This is a genomic window from Streptomyces sp. H27-D2, assembly GCF_035828615.1.
GTDB lineage: Bacteria > Actinomycetota > Actinomycetes > Streptomycetales > Streptomycetaceae > Streptomyces.
In genome coordinates this window covers 30,284-49,245 of record NZ_JAYMZR010000056.1, presented here as the reverse complement: position 1 = coordinate 49,245, position 18,962 = coordinate 30,284, and the positions used below count along the sequence as shown (strand labels likewise).

14 protein-coding genes and 1 pseudogene are annotated in these 18,962 nt (G+C 72.7%); 7 read left to right on the top strand and 8 right to left on the bottom strand.

Annotation, left to right across the window (positions count from 1 at the left end; translation table 11 throughout):
• Positions 1–151: 151 nt before the first annotated feature.
• Positions 152–805 (bottom strand): annotated as a pseudogene (locus QMK28_RS21180) (DedA family protein); the annotation flags it as partial.
• Between the two features lie 26 nt (positions 806–831).
• Positions 832–1,614, bottom strand: a complete 783-nt coding sequence (locus tag QMK28_RS21175) for an MBL fold metallo-hydrolase (protein ID WP_326440304.1) — start codon at positions 1,612–1,614, stop codon at positions 832–834.
• A 384-nt stretch (positions 1,615–1,998) separates the two neighbouring features.
• On the opposite strand from QMK28_RS21175, the gene QMK28_RS21170 reads away from it, so the two are divergent.
• The 4 genes from QMK28_RS21170 (at position 1,999) to QMK28_RS21155 (ending at position 6,338) form a co-directional block, all read left to right on the top strand.
• Positions 1,999–2,430 carry a hypothetical protein gene (locus QMK28_RS21170; protein WP_326440301.1) on the top strand — a complete coding sequence of 144 codons (432 nt, stop codon included), beginning with the start codon at positions 1,999–2,001 and terminating at the stop codon, positions 2,428–2,430.
• Positions 2,431–2,520: 90 nt separating this feature from the next.
• Entirely contained in the window at positions 2,521–3,378 is an 858-nt protein-coding gene (locus QMK28_RS21165) for an alpha/beta hydrolase (RefSeq protein ID WP_326440298.1), read from the top strand.
• A 34-nt stretch (positions 3,379–3,412) separates the two neighbouring features.
• The gene (locus QMK28_RS21160; RefSeq protein WP_326440295.1) at positions 3,413–3,727 is read left to right on the top strand and encodes a hypothetical protein; all 315 of its coding nucleotides are present in this window, start codon (positions 3,413–3,415) and stop codon (positions 3,725–3,727) included.
• Positions 3,728–4,010: 283 nt separating this feature from the next.
• The gene (locus QMK28_RS21155; RefSeq protein ID WP_326440293.1) at positions 4,011–6,338 is read left to right on the top strand and encodes a phage holin family protein; all 2,328 of its coding nucleotides are present in this window, start codon (positions 4,011–4,013) and stop codon (positions 6,336–6,338) included.
• Positions 6,339–6,377: 39 nt separating this feature from the next.
• Here the strand turns inward: QMK28_RS21155 and QMK28_RS21150 are convergent, their stop codons facing one another.
• The 5 genes from QMK28_RS21150 to ccrA all read right to left on the bottom strand — a co-directional run bounded on the left by QMK28_RS21150 (position 6,378) and on the right by ccrA (position 12,033).
• Positions 6,378–6,500, bottom strand: coding sequence for an SDR family oxidoreductase (locus tag QMK28_RS21150; protein ID WP_443050785.1), 123 nt, complete (start codon positions 6,498–6,500; stop codon positions 6,378–6,380).
• 188 nt (positions 6,501–6,688) lie between these two features.
• Positions 6,689–7,270, bottom strand: coding sequence for a TetR/AcrR family transcriptional regulator (locus QMK28_RS21145; protein WP_326440291.1), 582 nt, complete (start codon positions 7,268–7,270; stop codon positions 6,689–6,691).
• A gap of 33 nt (positions 7,271–7,303) precedes the next feature.
• On the bottom strand, positions 7,304–8,443 hold the full coding sequence (locus QMK28_RS21140) for a fatty acid desaturase family protein (RefSeq protein WP_326440288.1): 1,140 nt from the start codon (positions 8,441–8,443) through the stop codon (positions 7,304–7,306).
• Between the two features lie 300 nt (positions 8,444–8,743).
• On the bottom strand, positions 8,744–10,603 hold the full coding sequence (locus tag QMK28_RS21135) for a 3-hydroxyacyl-CoA dehydrogenase family protein (RefSeq protein WP_326440286.1): 1,860 nt from the start codon (positions 10,601–10,603) through the stop codon (positions 8,744–8,746).
• Positions 10,600–12,033: a crotonyl-CoA carboxylase/reductase gene (gene ccrA / locus QMK28_RS21130; RefSeq protein ID WP_326440315.1), complete on the bottom strand. Its 1,434-nt coding sequence runs from the start codon at positions 12,031–12,033 to the stop codon at positions 10,600–10,602. Before ccrA ends, QMK28_RS21135 begins: the two co-directional genes overlap by 4 nt.
• A 572-nt stretch (positions 12,034–12,605) precedes the next feature.
• Between ccrA and QMK28_RS21125 the strand changes: the two genes are divergently transcribed.
• From QMK28_RS21125 to QMK28_RS21115, 3 genes are all read left to right on the top strand, one after another.
• Positions 12,606–15,437: a helix-turn-helix transcriptional regulator gene (locus tag QMK28_RS21125; RefSeq protein ID WP_326440284.1), complete on the top strand. Its 2,832-nt coding sequence runs from the start codon at positions 12,606–12,608 to the stop codon at positions 15,435–15,437.
• A gap of 172 nt (positions 15,438–15,609) precedes the next feature.
• The gene (locus QMK28_RS21120; RefSeq protein ID WP_326440281.1) at positions 15,610–15,936 is read left to right on the top strand and encodes a 4a-hydroxytetrahydrobiopterin dehydratase; all 327 of its coding nucleotides are present in this window, start codon (positions 15,610–15,612) and stop codon (positions 15,934–15,936) included.
• A gap of 254 nt (positions 15,937–16,190) precedes the next feature.
• Positions 16,191–17,132, top strand: coding sequence for a class I SAM-dependent methyltransferase (locus QMK28_RS21115; RefSeq protein WP_326440278.1), 942 nt, complete (start codon positions 16,191–16,193; stop codon positions 17,130–17,132).
• A gap of 50 nt (positions 17,133–17,182) precedes the next feature.
• Here the strand turns inward: QMK28_RS21115 and QMK28_RS21110 are convergent, their stop codons facing one another.
• Entirely contained in the window at positions 17,183–18,700 is a 1,518-nt protein-coding gene (locus QMK28_RS21110; RefSeq protein WP_326440275.1) for a S1 family peptidase, read from the bottom strand.
• Positions 18,701–18,962 lie beyond the last annotated feature (262 nt).

The following is an 18,962-nucleotide window of genomic DNA, read 5'->3' as shown; positions in this document are numbered from 1 at the left end:
CGTCCCGTTCATCCCGTTCGTCCGGCTCGTCCGGCCCGTCCGGCTGCTCCGCCGCGTCCGACCGGTCCGCGCGCTGCGCGTCGCGCCGGTCCGACCGGTCCGCGTCGCGCGAGTGGTCCGCCGCCCCGTCCCGGCCGCCGTCGCGCGGCCGGCGCAGCCGCCGCCGGAGCGGCGGGGCCACGCTGATCAGCAGCGTCAGCCCGACCGCCAGGGCCACGCCCTGCCACGGCTCGGGGAACAGCGACCCGCCCAGAATTCCGATCAGCTGGTACGTGGCCGCCCAGGCCAGACACGCGGGCGCGTTGCCGCGGATGAAGCGGCGGGTGGGCATCCCCGACAGCAGGCAGGCCAGCATCACTGGAATCCGCCCGGCGGGGACCAACCGCGACAGCACGAGCACCAGCACCCCGTGCTCGTCCAGCTTCCGCTGCGCGGTCTCCAGCTTGTCCGGGGCGGCCCGCTCGCGCAGCCGCGCCAGCCAGCGCGAGCCGTTCTTCGAGTGCACCCCGCGCCGGCCGAGCCAGTAGAGGGCGATGTCGCCGAGGAAGGCGGCGAAGGACGCCACCCCGAACACGACCAGCAGTGCGAACGGCGAGGTCTGGTGGAACGCCACCACCGCCGCCGAACTGACCAGTGCGCCCGTCGGCACCACAGGCACCAGAGACCCCAGCACCACCAGCAGGAACAGCGACGGATACCCCACCGCCTGCTGCGTCGACTCCGGCGGCGCCACCCGCGCCAGGACGTCCGCGAGCCCGGGAATCGCCCCCGGCGCCGCGGCGGCGAGCGCCGCCGCCCCGGTCATCGCGGCACCGGCCGGTACGGTCCCGGTCATCGCGCGACCTGTGGCCGTACGCTCTCGCCGTGCCCCAGCCGGTGCACCGCGACCTTCGGCGCGAGCCGCGCCGCGTGCCGGACGAACTCGTCCCCCGGCGCGTGGAACTCGTGCGGTCGCACGGCGTCCATCCCGATCGGCCAGTACGTGCCGTAGTGCACCGGAACCGCGCTGCGCGGGTCCAGCGCCGCGAGGGCCTGCGCGGCCCGCCCCGCGTCCAGGTGCCCGTGCCCCAGGTGCGGACCCCAGCCGCCGACCGGCAGCAGCGCCACATCGCACGGCCCGACCGCCTCGGCCATGCCGTCGAACAGCCCGGTGTCACCGGCGAAGTACGTCGTAGCCTCGCCGCTCACCACATAGCCGAGCGCGGCCACCCGGCGCGGCCCGATCGGCAGCCGCCGCCCGTCGTGCGCCGCCGGTACGGCCCGTACGACCACGTCCCGCACCACGACCTCGTCCCCCGCCTCGACCTCGGTGACCAGCAGCCCCCGGCTCTGCGCCATCCGGCGGAAGCCCGGCACCGCGCCGGGCGTGCCGCGCGGGACCACCAGCCGGGTGCCGGCCGCGAGCCGCGCCAGCGAGCCCAGATGCAGATGGTCGGCGTGCAGATGGGAGATCAGGGCCACGTCCGCGACGGCGGCGACCGCCGGTGGCACCGCGCCCCTGCGCCGCCGCAGATGCGCCAGCCGCTGGACGAAGACCGGGTCGGTCAGCACCCGCACCCCGGAGTCCTCGACCGTCGCGGTGGCATGACCCCACCAGGTGACCTCCACCGACACCCGCTGCCTCCCGCCACTCGACGCCCGCTCCATACCCCGTCGAGCGTAGGCCCTGTCCGGGCGATTTCGCGGGCCCGCGCCGCCGGGCACCGCACCTCGCCGGCTTGTCGGGCTCCCGCCCGAGTACGCCCAGTACGACGACGACCCTCCGCCTCGCGATGCTCCACCGGCTACAGCCGGGACGTGCCCCCGCGGACTGATCCACGAAGAGCGCCCGGACAGGGCCTGAGCGCTGCCGCCGGACACCGGGCCGCTTCGCCGGCCGGCCGTGCGCCGCGCCGCGCGCTTCCGCTGCCGCCGCCGTGCAGACTGGTGCCCGCCGCGCGCAGCCCGCCCACGCCCGCTGTCCGGTCCCGACCGCCCCGATCACCGTTGGAGCTCCGCATGGCCTCGACCGAGCCGGCCGCACAGACGACCGCCCACGCCTGCCGGTCGGAGATCGTCCGGCTGCACGACCTCCTCGCGGGCTGGCTCTCCGGCGAGACGGCGCGGACCCCCGAGGCCTTCGCGCCGTTCGCCGAGTCCCACGACCCGGGCTTCACCCTCATCGAGCCGGGCGGCAAGCTGCTGGCCCGCGACCGCGTCCTCACCGAGGTGGAGTCCGTGCACGGTGCCGCACCCGGCCTCGTCATCGACATCAGCGAGGTCCAACTGATCGCGGAGAGCGGCTCGTTGGTCGTCGCCGGATACGAGGAATGGCACAGCGGCCCGACCGCGGGCGGCCCCCGCCGGGTGACCGCGGTCTTCGTACGCGAGCCCGCCGCCCCGCACGGACTGCGCTGGCGGCACCTGCACGAGACCTGGCTGGCGGTATAGCCGGCGGTACGGAACGCCGGGCCGCCCACAAGATCCTCGACTCCGGCGAAAGCCCCTGGGCGCGCGGCGGCCCGATGGCAGACTGACGCGGTGACAGCTACCTACATATTCGTTCATGGAGCCAACACCAACGGGTTGACCTGGGCCCCCGTACAGCGCGAACTGGCGCTGCTCGGGCAGCGCGCGCTCGCCGTGGATCTGCCGGGCCACGGCTACGAGGCGTCCTTCGCGCCCTCCTACCAGGCTCCGCAGGACCTCGCCGCCTTCGCCGCCGCACCGGCCCGGCTGGCCGACGTCACCCTCGACGACTACGTCGAGCGCGTGGTCGGCATCGTGCGCCGGGCCGCCGAGCACGGCCCCGTCGTCCTGGTCGGACACAGCCTCGGCGGGCTGACGCTCACCGGCGTCGGAGCCGCGGTGCCCGAGCTCATCGACCGGATCGTCTACATCGCCGCCTGGTGCTGCGTCGACGCGACCGCCGGCGAGTACGCGCGGTCGCCCGAGTTCGCGTCCAGCCTGGTGCCGGCCGCCGGCGCCGCCGCGGTCGGCGACCCGGCGGACCTCGGCGTGATCCGGCTGAACTGGCGGACCGCCGACCCGGCCCTGCTCGCCGTGTTCAAGGAGATGATGCTGGCCGAGGGCACCGAGCAGGAGTTCCTGAGCTTCCTCAACACACTGGAGCCCGACGAGTCGCTACGGGTGAGCAGCACCGAGACCCGGGTCGACGCCGCGACCTGGGGCCGCATCCCGCGTGCGTACATCCGGCTCACCGCGGACCGCAGCATCCCGGTCCAGCTCCAGGACCGCTTCATCAAGGAGGCGGACCTGCTCACGCCGGACAACCCGTTCGAGGTCCACTCGCTCGACAGCAGCCACGTCGGCTTCATGATCCGCGGCGACGCGCTCGCGGCCATTCTGGCGGGCCCGGCGGGTCCGGCCGTCAGGTAGGAGTCCGATGCCCGGTCGCGGGTACGGTCCTGACATGACCAACTTCGTGGTGTCCGTACCCGGAACCTTCAAGGAGCCGCTCGGCGCCGAGGCGCGGGCCAGGCTGCTGACAGGGCTGCAAGGAGCGGATCCGGAGGAAGTGGGCTCGGTGCCCTCCGACCTGGATGTGCTCAGCGTGGACGAGGGCACCTCGACCTTCATCCTCCGCCTGGAGGTCGAGGCCGAAGACAGCCGCGCCGCCCAGCGCGAGGCCCTGTCGATCGCGTCCAGAGCGCTCGCCCAGGCCGGCTACACGGAGGAGTCCGCGCCCGTCGGCAACGCCGTGATCACCGCGATCGACGTCGAGTGATCGACGCCGAGTAGGGCTCCGAGCCTTCGGCTGCCGGAGGTGCCCGCAGCCGGCGGCAATCCCCCCAGCCGCCCGCAGGGAGGTGCCCTCAGGCCAAAAATTCAGCCCTCCCCCAGCCTTCGGCCGAGAGGTGCCCCCAGCGTTTGAGGACACCCACCCGCCGGCCGGACCGGTCAACCAGTGCGTCACCACACGAGGGACCGTCTCGCAGCGCCGCGCCGCGCCCCCGCGGGCTATGACACCCTGGAACCCAGCCCGGAGGGAAACGCGAGGTGAGCGCGGCGTGCTGGTGCCCCGATGGAAAACCGTGGGCGGAGCCCTGCTGCGGGTGATCGTGGTGTGGGCGGTCAGCACCCTCACCATGCTGGTGCTCGCCGGCGCGCTGCCCGATTTCCGGCTCAAGTCGTACGACGGGGACAGCGCCACCCGGATCGCCGTCACGGCGGCGTCGGGCGCCGGGGCCTTCGGCCTGCTGAGCGCGCTCGTCTGGCCGCTGCTGGTGCGCGCCCTGCTGCTCGTCCCGGCGCTCGTGCTGGGGCTGCTCGTCTTCTTCCTCAACGGTTCGCTGCTGCTGGTCGCCCTCGGGCTGCTGCCGGACGGCCGCGGCGAGGCGAACGCGGAGACCGCCGTGGTGGTCGCGGCCGTCATGTCGGCAGCCTCCTCGGCCACCAGCACCTTCCTCGCCGTGCGCGACGACGGCGCGTACCGGCGCAGGCTCGCGCGGCTCGCCGACCGCAGGCGCAGACGGCTCGGCGAGGCGGCCGGGCGGCGGCAGGCGCCCGGCACCGTCTTCCTCCAGCTCGACGGCGTCGGACTGAGCGTCCTGGAAGCCGCGATGCGCGAACGGGACTGCGCGCGGCCGGGCTGTCCCGAACACGGGAAGCGCTGGAGGCTCGGGACGGCCGGAGCGCTCGGCGGACTCGGCAGGCTCGGCGCGCTCGGGAACCACAAGCGGCCGCCGCTGATGGAGACCCTCGCCGAATGGCACGGCACCAGCCACCGGCTCACCCCCTGGCGCACCGACTGGTCCAGCCAGACCGGGGCCAGCCAGCTCGGCATCCTGCACGGCTCCAACCACGACGTCCCGGCCTTCCGCTGGTACGAGAAGGAGACGGGGGAGGTGATGGTCAGCAACCGGCCCACCAGCGCCGCCGAACTCCAGCGCCGCGCGGCCGAGCGCACCGGCGACGGCGGGCTGCTCACCGTCGACGGCGCCAGCCGCGGCAACCTCTTCAGCGGTGGCGCCGAACAGGTCGCCCTCGTCCTGTCGGTCGCCGCCCGGCGCGGCCGGCACAACCGCTCGCGCGCCGGCTACTTCGCCTACTTCTCCGACCCGGCCAACGCGACCCGTACCGCGGTGTCCTTCGTCGCCGAGATCTTCCGGGAGATCGCCCAGTCCACCGCGGCCAAGCTGCGCCGGGAGAGCCCGCGCGTCAAGCGCGGCGGCCTCTACCCCTTCATCCGGGCGTTCGCGACGGTGGTCGAGCGGGACGTCGTGGTCGTCGCGGTCATCGGCGACATGCTCGCGGGCCGTACGGCCGTCTACGCCGACCTGGTCGCGTACGACGAGGTCGCCCACCACTCGGGGCCGCGCGGCCACGACGCCGACCAGGTGCTGGCCCGCCTCGACCGCAGCATCAAGCTGATCGCCAAGGCGGCCCGGCACGCGCCGCGCGGCTACCGCGTGGTGCTGCTCTCCGACCACGGCCAGAGCTCCGGCGAGACCTTCCTCGGCCGCTACGGGCTCACCCTGCGGGACCTGGTGCGGGCCGGCTGCGGCCTCGCCGTATCCCGGCGCGCGGAGCGTACGCCGAGCGGCGCGGAGGCCCGGTCCGCGGCCCGCGCCGCCCTCCACCGGCCGGAGAAGGAGGCGTCGCCGATGGAGGGCGGGGCGGGGCCCGCTCAGCGGCCGGGCTCCGACCCGATCGTGCTGGCCTCCGGCAACCTCGGGCTGATCTCCTTCCCCGACCTGCCCGGCCGGGTCAGCCGCGAGGAGATCGACCGTCGCCACCCGGCGCTGCTGCGCACCCTCGCGGAGCACCCCGGCGTGGGCTTCCTGCTCGTACGGTCCGAGGCGCACGGCGCGGTCGTGCTCGGCGCGGACGGCACCGAGCACCGCCTCGGCACCGGCGAGGTCATCGGTCACGACCCGCTCGCCGTCTTCGGCCCCGGCGCGGCCGACGCGGTCCGGCGCACCGCGGGCTTCCCGCACGCCGCCGACATCATGGTCAACTCCGCCGTCGACCCGGACACCGGCTCGGTGCACGCCTTCGAGGAGCAGATCGGCTCGCACGGCGGGCTGGGCGGCGAGCAGAGCCGCCCGTTCCTGCTGTGGCCCGTCGAGCTGACGCCGCCGGTCGGCCTGCGGACAGGGCGAGCGGCCGACGGCGCCGGCACCGTCGAGGAGGCGGAGCTCGTCGGCGCCGAGCAGCTGCACCAGGTGCTGCGCTGCTGGCTGGCGGAGGCGGACGGGCCGCAGGTGCCGTACAACACCGTGCCGCCGCTGGCCGCCGAGGTCGCGCTCGGCGTGCGGGACGACGCGCAGCCGGGCGCGGGACCGGCCGCGCCCATCACGATCGCCAGGCGCTCCGCGCGGGGCGAGAACAGCTGACGCGGTACGGCCACGGGCAGGGGCAGGCCGCCGGCCGGGTCAGGCCGTGGCGCCGCCGTCCAGCACGAGGTCCGCGCCGACGGTGAAGGCCGCTTCGGGCGAGGCGAGGTGGAGCACCGCGGCGGCGACCTCGGCGGGCGTGCCCGCGCGGCCCGCGGGCAGGTCCCGCTTCCTCCGGTCTCGGCCTTGTCGGCGGCCGACTCGCCGGAGCGGGTATACAGGAATGAGCGTTCTGGTATGGGGGTAGGGGTGTGCGCGGTGTGGTCAGGGGTGGCGGGCGTGACGAAGCGCCGGATGGGGGCTTGTGTGAGGGGGCGCGCCCGGCCTGGTCGTTCAGTCGGCGGCTGCCCTCAGGCGAGCAGTGTGAGCGCCTGGGTCGCCGCGTCCCGCAGCCGGGCGGGGTCCCGTGTCGCCTTGCCGACCACCCGTATGCCCTGCATGAGCACGAGCAGCAGTCGCGCCAGGGCGCGCGGGTCGCGCTCCTCGGGCAGCTCGCCCTGGGCGCGGGCCCGCATCAGTGCGGAGGTGAGGGCGGTTTCGACGCTGTCCCAGCTGGCTTCGACCCGCCGGGTGAGCTCGCGGTCGCGCGGGGCCAGCTCCACTGCCGTATTGGTGACGAAGCAGCCGCGTCGCAGGTCGTCGCAGGCCGCCTCGTCGGCGAACCGTCGCACTACCGCCCGTACGGCCGGCAGCGCGGGGCCCGGTCGGGAGAGTTCTTCGAGGAGGCTGGTGTCGCGCTGCTCGCCGTAGCGCTCCAGGGCCTTCGCGTACAGCTCGTGCTTGCTGCCGAAGGTGCCGTAGATGCTGGCGCGGGCGATGCCGAGGTGCTGGACGAGGTCGGACATCGACGTCGCCTCGAAGCCGCGCTGCCAGAACAGCTCTAGAGCTGACTGGAGCGCGGCGTCCGGATCGAATTCCTTGGTCCTGGCCACATCGAGGAGACTAGCCGTATCGGGAACGACTGGTCAAGAAAGGTCGGGCTGCACCTTGGCCGGCTCAAGGATCGGCTGCGCCTTGGGCTCGGCCTGGGCAGCCGCCTTGTCCGCGTCGCGGATCGGCGCGCCGATCCGGTGCATGTACCGCAGGGCCTCGCCGTACGAGGCGATGAGCCCGGTCTCGTGGTACGGGATGTCCAGTTCGGCGCAGTACTCCCGGACGATCACCTGGGCGTGCCGCAGGTGCGGGGTCGGCATGCTCGGGAACAGGTGGTGCTCGATCTGGTAGTTGAGCCCGCCGAGCGCGATGTCGGTGAGGAGCCCGCCGCGCACATTGCGCGAGGTGAGCACCTGCCGGCGCAGGAAGTCGGGCCGGTCGTCGCCCTTCAGCGTCGGCATGCCCTTGTGGTTCGGGGCGAAGGTGCAGCCCAGGTAGACACCGAACAGCGCCTGGTGGACGAAGAGGAACACCAGCGCCTTGCCGGGGGAGAGCACCAGGAAGAGCGCGGCCAGGTAGGCGGCGCAGTGGATCGCCAGCAGCGTCGCCTCCAGCCCCTTGCGCTTCATCGCCGGAGAGGTCAGCGCGCGCATTCCGGCGACGTGGAGGTTGAAGCCCTCCAGCGTGAGCAGCGGGAAGAAGAAGTACGCCTGGTACCGGCCGATGAAGCGCGGGATTCCCTTGCTCTCCTTGGCCTGGCCCTCGGACCACACCAGGATGTCGGGGTTGACGTCCGGGTCCAGCTCCTCGTGGTTCGGGTTGGCGTGGTGGCGGGTGTGCTTGTTCATCCACCAGCCGTAGCTCATACCGATGCCGAGGTTGCCGAACAGCCGCCCGCCGAGCTCACTGCCCTGGCGCTTGCGGAAGACCTGCCGGTGCGCGAGGTCGTGCGTGATCAGTGCGATCTGGCCGAAGACCGCGGCCAGGAAGCCTGCCACCGCGAGCTGCCACCAGGAGTCACCGACGGCGAAGAAGGCCACCCAGCCGACTACGAACAAGGCCGTCACCGTGCCGAGCCGGGCGGCGTAGTACCCCGGACGCCGCTCGAGAAGGCCGGCGGCCGTCACCCGCTTGGACAACCGGGCGAAGTCGCTCCCGGCCCGGGATCCGGCCTCCGGTGCGTCCGTCTCCGAGGCCGCCCCCGCAGGCACGTGCTCCATGGTTGTTGTCATGGCAACAAGTCTCGGGAATCGCGAGGTCGATCGACAGCCTGTCAGCCAGTCACTGCTTACGGGGGCGCGTACCCCACCGGGCAGGGGGGCTAGGTACACCATGGCGCGGTTACGCTGCGTCACTTTCGCCCGGTGATGCGGGCTGCGCGGTCGGGACGCCGGCGGCGGCTTCCCACGCTACCCGACATGATCGATCATTGCAGCCGAGTTTTCGGCGGCCGGGGCCGGGCCGCCGACGGGCGGCCCGGCCCCGGCCGACCGGTCCGGCTCAGCTCCGCTCAGCGACGACTCCACGACGGCTCAGCCCAGGGAATCGGCGCCCGTTCCCCACTTGGTGGTCCGGAATCCCTTCCCGTTCTTGCGTCCGAGCCATCCGTCCGCCACCAGCTGTTCGATCAGCGCTGGCGGAGCGAATTCGGGCCGCTCGAACGTCTCGTACAGCTCGCGCAGGATGGCCAGCGAGATGTCCAGGCCGATGGCGTCCAGCAGCGCGAAGGGGCCCATCGGATGGCCGAAGCCCTGCTCGACGGCGGAGTCGATGTCCTCGACGTCCGCGTCGTACCGGTCCAGCAGCCGCAGAGCGCTGCCGAGGTACGGGAACAGCAGGTGGTTGACGATGAAGCCGGTCCGGTCGGGGCAGTCGACCGCCGTCTTGCCCAGCCGCTCGCAGACGAGACGGGCGGCAGCGGCGGCCTCGTCGCTCGTGGCGCCGGTCCGCACCAGTTCCACGAGCTTCATGACCGGCGCGGGGTTGAAGAAGTGCATGCCGAGCACCCGCTCGGGCCGACCGGACGCCTCGGCGCACGCGGTGACCGACAGGCTCGACGTCGTGGTCGCCAACAGCGCGTCGGGTCCGCACACTTCGCCGAGCCGGGCGAACAGCGACCGCTTCACCTCGATGTCCTCGACGACGGCCTCGACCACGAGGTCGCAGTCGGCCAGCGCGGTGATGTCGTCCGCCCCGCTGAGCAGTTCGGCCGCCGCCGCCTTGGCTCCCGGGCTGACCCTGCCGCGTCGTACACCCCGGGTGAGCGACTCCTCGATCTGCCGCAGCGCCCGGCCGACGCCGGCCGTACCGCGGCCGACGAGAACCGTCGGGAACCCCGCCGTCGCCGCGACCTCGGCGATGCCCCGGGCCATCGTTCCCGAGCCCAACACCCCGATGCGGCGCACGCGATGAGCCTGCTCGGGGGCTGTGCCGCCGGTTCCGGCAGCCTCAGCAGGCGCAGCGGCCGTGTCGGACCCGTCGGCGTCGCAGTCGTCGTTGTAGCCGTCGTAGTCGTAGAAACCACTGCCGGCCTTCCGCCCCAAACGGCCGGCGGCGACCATCTCGGTCAGCGACGCGGCGGGTGTGAACGAGGCGTCGTCCGTGCGGTCCCGCAGCTCTCGCAGCACGGCCAGCGCCGAGTCGAGCCCGATGCGGTCGAGCAGTTCCAACGGCCCGTAGGGCAGCCCGCAGCCCAGCCGCATGGCTGTGTCGATGTCGTCGCGGGCCGCCCCGCGCTGCTCGTACAGCGACACCGCTCGGTTGAGATAGCCGAACATCAGGGCCGTGGCGTCCGCCCCGGCGCGGGCGTCCAGCACGACCTGCGTCAGGCCGAGGCGCGAGACCAACTCGTTGACTACGGTGACGCTTTCGACGGAGGTCAACGAGGTGCGCACCACTTCGACGGGCCCGCCGGGGGTGGGCGGGACGAGGAAGCGCAGCCCTACGGTGTCGGCCGGCATGCCGGAGGCGACGGCGAGTCGGGACAGCGGCAGCGCGGACGTGGTGGAGACGACGACCGTCCCGTCCAGGCAGGTCGCCCGGATCAGGCGCAGCACCTCGACCTTGACGATCCGGTCCTCGGAGACCGCCTCGATGACCAACTCGGCGCGGTTCAGGGGCGTCATATCGTCGGTCAACGTGACCTGGACGCAGTTCTCAGCCCGGGTCGGCAGCCCGACGGCCGTCAGCGCGTCCGCCGGCAGCCCGCGCGTCGCCGCTTCGCCCAGGGGTGGTCCGGCCGCGTCGAGTCCCTTCGTCCGCAACCGGGTCAGCACCTCGGGGTCGGAGTCGACCCCGATCACCTGGTGGCCGGTGGCGCGCAGCAGGCGGAGCAGCGCCTCGCCGACCGTTCCCAGGCCGACGATTCCGATCACCGGCAGGTGTCCTGTCATGACTGCGCGCTCGCCCCCCGCCGTGCCTCGTCGTCGTCCGTGGCCGGCTGCCGGGTGCCGCCCGAGGCGTCCGCCCGCGGCTGGTCCTCCAGGTCCCGGAAGCGGTTGATGGCGTCGAGGTGCTTGGCGCGCAGTTCGTGGTCGCGCACGCCGAGCCCCGCTTCGGGGGCCAGCGCGAGGACGCCGACCTTGCCCTGATGCAGGTTGCGGTGCACATGCCGGGCTGCCTCGCCGGTCTCTTCCAGCCGGAACGTCTTCGAGAGCGTCGGGTGGATTTTGCCCTTGGCGACGAGGCGGTTGGCCTCCCAGGCTTCGCGGTAGTTGGCGAAGTGCGAGCCGACGATCTTCTTGAGGCTCATCCAGAGGTAGCGGTTGTCGTACTCGTGGGTGTAGCCGGAGGTCGAGGCGCAGGTGACGATCGTGCCGCCCTTGCGCGCGACGAAGACACTGGCCCCGAAGGTCTCGCGGCCGGGGTGCTCGAAGACGATGTCGACGTCCTCGCCGCCGGTGAGTTCGCGGATGCGCTTGCCCAGCCGCTTCCACTCACGGGGATTCTGGGTGTGCTTGTCCTGCCAGAACCGATAGTCCTCGGCGTTGCGGTCGATGATGGCCTCGGCGCCCATCCGGCGGCAGATGTCGGCCTTCTGGTCGCTGGAGACCACGCAGATCGGGTTGGCGCCGCCGGCCAGCGCGAACTGGGTCGCGTAGGAGCCGAGTCCGCCGCTCGCGCCCCAGATCAGGACGTTGTCGCCCTGCTTCATGCCGGCCCCGTTACGGGAGACCAACTGCCGGTAGGCGGTCGAGTTCACCAGCCCCGACGCCGCGGACTCCTCCCAGGTCAGATGCTTGGGCTTGGGCATCAGCTGGTTGGACTTGACGAGCGCGATCTCGGCGAGGCCGCCGAAGTTCGTCTCGAAGCCCCAGATCCGCTGCTCCGGGTCGAGCATCGTGTCTCCGTGGCCGTCGGGCGACTCCAACTCGACCGACAGGCAGTGCGCCACGACCTCGTCGCCCGGCTTCCAGGCATTGACGCCCGGTCCCGTGCGGAGCACGACGCCGGACAGGTCGGAGCCGATGACGTGGTATGGCAGGTCGTGCCGCTTGCCGAGCGGCGAGAGCCTGCCGTACCGCTCCAGGAAGCCGAAGGTCGGCAACGGCTCGAAGATGGCGGACCAGACGGAGTTGTAGTTCACCGAGCTGGCCATCACGGCGACGAGTGCCTCGCCGGGGCCGAGCTCGGGCACCGGAACGTCGTCCAGGTGCAGGGACTTGCGCGGATCCTTGTCCGCGGAGGCCATCCCTTCGAAGAGGTCGACCTCCTCTTTACGGACGACGATTCCGCGGTAACTCTCCGGTATTCGCAAGCCGGAGAAGTCTTGTGTAGTCGAATTGCCGGTGAGGATGGCACTGGCGATTTCTTTCACATGAATTCCCGCAAGAGCCGAGGAAAGGAAGTGACGGTGAGACCTTCGCCAATCAATATGCGTGATTGCGCAGCGTATGTGCGAGTTTTCGTCACGCTAGTGAGCGGGAAGTGCGGGCGGCAACCCCTAGCCGTCGCAAGTGGATTGGTTGTAGGGGGTGCTCGGCGCGTCAATTGAGGGGTCGTAGGGGGTGCTTGTTCCCCGGCGGGTCGGTACGAGTCGCCGGGGTGGCGTCGCGGCCTCGCCGACGGGGGTCGTGAGCCGGCCGCAGGTTTGCGGTCGGGCGTTTCCCTGCGGCGGCCGGTGCGACGGCCGCGTCGACCGCCCCGCTGTGGAGCCGGGCGTGCGGCCGGGCGCGCACCCGGCCGTGTTGGCCGAGAACAGTCGCGTCACCAGCTCGGACACGCTCTCGCTCCGTGCCGGAGATGGCGTTAGCCTGATCGCGGCGGTGGATGCCCGGGGGACGCGCCGTTCGTCCAGGCACCCTGAGCGGGCCCGGTGAAGGGGCGGCGAATCCACCCCCGACAGGCGCGGCGAATGGATTCGTTCGGTGAACCCACGGGGATGTGTCACTCGGGATGATGCTGGTCGATCGGGACAGGGAGCTCGAACTCCTCAAGTCCGCTCTCGCCGACTGCGAAGGCGGCCGGGCCACTTCGGTCGTCGTGGAGGCGGGCGTCGGTTGCGGCAAGAGCGAACTCCTGGAGTCTTTCGCCGAATACGCGGCCGGGCGCGGCGCTGTGGTGCTCCGCGCGGCCGGAGTGTGGTCCACCGTCGCTCAGCCGCTCGCGGTGCTGCGTCAACTGGCTGAGCAGGTAAGGCCGTTCGCCGACCCTGACGCCGACGAGGGATTCAGTGAAGTACTGCACCGGCTGACCGGGACGGCGCCGGTCGTCGTCTGTGTGGACGACGCCCAGGACGCGGACGCGGCCTCGCTCCAGCACTTGCTGCGGGCAGTGGGGCGCGGCAGGTCGGCGCGCGTTCTCCTGGTCTTCACGGACGCCCCGCACTCCTCCCGGCAGGATCCGCTGATCAAGACCGCGCTGCTGCGACAGCCCAACTCGCTGCGGATCAAGCTGGGTCTGTTGAGCGAACGGGGCGCGGACGCGCTGCTCGCGGCCAGGGAGGGCGGGTCGCGGGAGCCCGCGACGGCGGCGCGGCTGCACGCGATCACCGCGGGGAATCCGCTGCTCCTGCGGGCCTTGGCGGAAGAGAGCCGGGCCGCGGGGCAGGGGGAGCTGGGAGCCGCGCCGGGAGATCCGGAGCCCCGGTCGGACCCGGTGGAGCAGTGGCCCATGACAGGCGGGCTGTACGGCCAGGCGGTCCTGGCCTGCCTCTACCGCAGCGGCCCCGAAGCGCTGGAGCTGGGGCACGGGCTCGCCGTTCTCGGCGGGTCGAGTACCGCCGCGCTGCTGGCCCGGTTGCTCGACGGGTCGCCGGAGACGGTCGGGCAGGGGCTGCGGGCTCTCACGGCCGCCGGTGTCATCGACGGCTGCGCGTTCCGGCACCGGGCCGCCGCGGAGACGGTCCTCGCCGACATGCCCCCGCCCCGCCGTACCGCCCTGCACCACAAGGCCGCCGCCGAGCTGCAGGCTGGCGGAGCGCCGTCCTCGGCGATCGCCCGGCACCTGCTGAAGGCCCAACGGGCTGTCGCTCCAGGTGAGTTGCTGGCCCTGCGGAGCGCGGCCGAGGAAGCCGTCGACGCCGACGACGCCCGGCTGGCGATCGACTGCCTCGAACTGGCCCATGACGCGAGCCCGGATGAGACCGAACGCACCGAGATCACGATGCGGCTGGCCCTGATCACCTGGCGGACCAACCCGGCGGCGGCGGAGTACCGCTATCTGCCGGACCTCCTGACCGCGATGCGGGCCGGCGCGCTGTCCTCGGCCGGCCTGTGGACGCTGGGCAAGCTGCTGATCGCGCACGGCCGGATCGAGGAGACGCTGGAGGTGCTGGCGCGCCGCGAGGCGGCTCCCGGCAGCCAGGACGGCACCGGCGGACACGAGGACCCCGGCGGACACGAGGACCCCGGCGGACACGAGGACCCCGGCGGCCGATCCGGGTCCGACGGCATCCATCCGCGCGTCGCGTCGATGTGGGTGCGGTACGGCTTCCCCGGGGTGGTCTTCCCCGACGAGGGCGGGGCCGCCGTGCCGACGCGGGGCGCGGCGGCCGGCGCCCCCGGGCACGGTCGGGTGCCCGGCATCCCCCTGTTGAAGAGGTCCGCGGGGCACCTGCTCACGGGGGGCGGCCAGGACTGGGTGCAGTCCGCGGAGGATTTCCTGAAGGCGACCGTGCTCAGCGACTCCACGGTGGGACCCGTGCACAGCGCGCTCAAGGCGCTGCTGTACGCCGACCGGGTGGACGAGGCGGCGTCCTGGTGCGCCAGGACCCTCGACGAGGCCACCCGCCGGAACATCCCCGGTTGGCAAGCCGTGTTCGGCACCCTCCAGGGCCTGATCGCCTTGCGCCAGGGCAAGTTGGAGGACGCCGTCGCCTCCACGAACACGGCGCTGGAAGCCGTGCCCGAGCGCAACGGCAGCGTGCTCGTCTGCGGGACCGCCTCGGTGCTGGCCCTCGCGTACACCGAGATGGGACGCTACGACGACGCGGCCCGGCAGATCGAACAGCCCGTCCCCGAGGCGTGGTTCAAGAGCGTGCACTGGATGGCTCATCTCAGGGCGCGCGGACGCCTGCACCTGGCGACCGGCCGGCTGCACGCGGCCCTCTCGGACTTCCTCGGGGTGGGGGAGCTGGCGAGCCGCTGGGGGATCGACCACCCGATGTTCGTGTCCTGGCGCACGGACGCCGCCGAAGCCTGGCTGCGGCTGGGAGAGCCCTCCCAAGCGGCCCAGTTGCTGTCGGTGTACGCGGGCAAGGAGTTCCCCGGACATGGCCGCGTCCGGGGCGTCTCGCTGCGCATCCAGGCCGGGATAGCCGCGCCGCCGGGCCGGCCGCGGCTGCTGGGGCGGGCCATCGGGGAACTCCAACTGGCCAACGACCGGCTGGAGTCGGCCAAGGCGTTGGCCGACCTGGCCGAGGCGTACCAGAAACTCGGCGACCCGACGCGGGCCGATCTGGTCCGGTTGCGGGCCTGGCGGATCGCCAGGGAATGCGGAGCGGAACCGCTGTGCCGCAGGGTCGCACCCGGATACCGGGACGCGGAATCCCCCGATGGCGTGCTCGGCTCCACCGGCATGGATTCCGACGCCGACTCCGACGCCGACTCCGACACCAAACTCACGAACGCGGAACACCGCGTCGCCTCGCTGGCCGCCTACGGGCATATGAACCGGGAAATAGCGGATCAGCTCTTCATCACCGTGAGCACGGTCGAGCAGCATTTGACTCGCGTGTACCGCAAATTGGGAATTTCGCGCCGCCAGGACATCTCGGAAAAGCTGTAGCCGGGGTGCGGCTTCCGGCCGTGGACGCCGGGTGGACCGGGCCGACGCGGCGCACGACGACGAGGTGGCCCGCCCGTCGGCCCGTCATTCCGTCGGCCCGTGAGCTTCCGTGGGAGGCTGGTGGCGGGGGATGATCGTGGTGCATACGACCACGCGACGAAGGGGAAACGCCATGGCGCCCGAACCGCTCTCGCAGAAGGAGATCGAGGACCGCCTCGCGGAGCTGCCCGGCTGGGCGGTGCGGGACGAGGAACGGATCACCCGGACCTACACCTTCGACAAGCACCTTCCGGCGGCTGTGATGCTGCTCCATATCGCGCAGATCCAGGACGAGTTGGGGCATCACGCGGACCTGTCCCTGAGCTACGACCAGCTCACCGTCTCGGTGAACACGCACAGCGTCGGCAACGCGGTCACCGACCTCGACTTCGAGCTGGCTCGGCGCGTCGAGGCGATCGCGCCGGGACATGGCGCGCGGACCGCCGGCGCGGACCGGTAGCGAAGGTGCTGCGCGCCCGGCTGGTGGGGTGACCGTCATGGTTGACCGGGTCGGCCGGTGGGAGGTGTCCCCAATCGCCTGGGGGCACCTCCCGGACGAAGGCTGGGGAGATTGAGGACAGCGCGCGGCCGAAGGGTGCGAAACCCATCCCATCCCATTCTGTTGCGGAAACGGCAACAATGATTGCCGTCGCCCCCCTCCTCGTGGATTCTCGGCAGCAGACACGCAGGATCCGCGGACCGGAGGCAGAATCCATGAGCGAGCACCACGACGGCACCCACCACGACAGTGCCCACGCACATCGCACCCACGACCACACCGCCGACCTCGACTGGGAGACGCTCGGCCCGTTCCTGGAGCAGAGCGCCGAGCTCAACGCGTCCTACTTCGAGCAGGCCGCCGGCTGGCTGGGGGAACTGTTCGCCGAGGGCGGGCGGGGGCCGGGGGACGTCGGCCGGCTGCTGGACGTCGGCAGCGGCCCCGGCGTCGCGTCCTGTCTGTTCGCCGGGGCCTTCCCCGAAGCCGAGGTCGTCGCGGTGGACGGCAGCCAGGCGCTGCTGGACCGGACCGCCGCCCGCGCCGTACGGCTGGGGCTGGCGGACCGGGTCCGTACCCGGTGCGCCGAGCTGCCCGACGGCTTCGACGCGGTGGGCACGGCGGACCTCATCTGGTCGAGCCACGCGCTGCACCACCTCGGCGACCAGCGGGCCGCCGTGCAACGGCTGGCCCGGAGTCTGCGGCCGGGCGGGGTGCTGGCCCTCGCGGAGGGCGGCCTTTCGGCCCGCTTCCTGCCGCGCGACGTCGGCTTCGGGCGGCCCGGTCTGCAGGCCCGGCTGGAGGCGATCAACGAGGACTGGTTCACCCGGATGCGGGCCGGGCTGCCGGACGCGAAGGAGACGGTGGAGGACTGGCCGGCCCTGCTGGCGGCCGGCGGCCTGATCGGCGCCGGCAGCCGCACCTTCCTGGTGGACCTGCCGGCCCCGCTCGACGCGGCGGCCCGGCTGCCGCTGCACACCGAACTCTCCGGGCAGCGCGAGCGCTTCGCCGAAGACCTCGACGCCGAGGACCGTGGCACCCTCGACCGGCTCCTCGATCCGGAGGACCCGGCCGGGCTGCTGCTGCGCCCCGACGTCTTCGTGCTGCGCGCCTTCACCGTTCACACGGCGAGGGCCTGCCGCCCCGGCGCGGCCTGCTGAGCCCGCCGTACGGTCCTACGGGGGCACGGGCACCCGTAGGACCTGCTGGGTCACGGCCGGCTGAGCCCGAGGGCGTACGCGCCGGAACCGCTGTAGGCGTGCACCTGGTAGCGGTAGTAGCCGGGGCCGCCGTTGTAGGTCAGGGACTCGTCGGGGCCGGGCCCCGCGCCCTCCGCGACGTTGGCCCAGCTGGAGCCGTTCCACTTCTGCAGGTAGATGTCGAAGTCGACGCCGTCGGGGCCGTCCAGGCAGCCGGTATGGGCGCCCGAAGCAGTCGACTGGTAGAAGGAGTTGCCGGGCTGGTGGACGCGCTGGCCGGCGGTCAGCGTGCCGCTGTACTTGTGCTGGGTGTGCTGGCAGCCGGTCGGCGGCTCGGGGTCGCTGCCGCCGCTGGTCTTGAGGGTGAGGCCGTATGCCTGGAGGATCTCGTTGACCGGCTGGAAGTAGGTCTCACCGCCGGACGAGCAGTTTCCCGAGCCGCCGGAGGCGACGCCCTGCGCCTGGCTGCCGGAGATGAACGAGCCCCCGGAGTCGCCCGGCTCGGCGCACACATTGGTCCGGGTGACGCCGGTCACGGTGCCCTGCGGGTAGCTGACGCTGGTGTCGCGCTGCTGGACGGTGCCGCAGTGCCAGCCGGTGGTGGAGCCGGAGCGGCAGACGGAGGTGCCTTCGACGCTCTCGGTGGAGCCGGCGACGGTGACGTTGCCGCTGGGGCCCTTGACCCAGGGCTGTGGGGTCCAGGAGCTGTTGGCCGCCACCCACGAGTAGTCGTTGCCGGGGAACGACGAGCCCTGGAAGGTGCCCTGGGCGGCCTGGTTGTAGCCGGTCGTGGTCTGGCCCGCGCGCCCGCAGTGGCCCGCGCTGACGAAGCCGCCCTGCGCGCCCTTGGTGATCGGGAAGCCGATGGAGCAGCGGGAGGAACCGCCGACGTAGTACACGTCGCCGCCGCGCAGATCGGCCAGCGCCTGGGGCCGGACGCCGGACTCCACGATCCGTACGGTCGTGCGGTCCACGCCGGAGGCGGCGACGAAGGCCGCGGCACGGGCCGGGTCCGAGGTCCGGACGACCACACTGTTGGTCCGTACGTCCACGTACCAGAGGGGTGTCGCGGGGTGCGAGCGCTGCTTCGCGGCCCGGTCCAAAGCGGCCTTGGCTACGGTGAGTTCGCGCAGGCCGCGGTGCACGACCCGCGCCTCCGCGCCCGCCGCGACGATGTCGCGCGCCCGGTAGGGATCGGTGGTGGCGACGACCAGCTTCGCGGTGTCGCCCCTCGCCCAGGAGCCGGCGAACCGGCCGCCCAGATGCTTGCGGAGGGGGGACTCGACCGGCCCGAGCCGGTGTTCGTTGGCCAGCCGCGTCGTCGCCTCGGCGGCGGTGAGGCCGAGGTCGCGTTGCAGGGCCTCGATCACCCCGGCCGGCGGCTCGGGGGGAGCGGGAACGGCGGCGACGGGGGATGCCTGGGAGCGGGAGGCGGGGGATGCGGCGTCGGCGGCTGCGGGGAGGCCGTCCAGGGCGAGAGCAGCGATCGCCGTGGCGCAACAGGCGACGACTGCACGTCTGCGGAGCATTGTGTCTCCTCGGCGTCGGGGTGGCGACACCGTAGCCACGGCGGGGGTGGTCGCGGATCTGCCATCTTCCCCATGCCGCCGCGTTATGGCCACGCGGTGTTGCTCCACTCGGCCCTGGGCGGGAGCGGGCGGGGTGGTGCACACAGGAGGCCACACCGGTCTCGAAGACCTGCCGCGGCGCGAACCCCGGGCCTCGCGCAGGCTGCCGTGAAGCAGTCGGCGAAAGTAGGGCCGCCCCCCCCGGGCCCCCGGTGTACGTGGC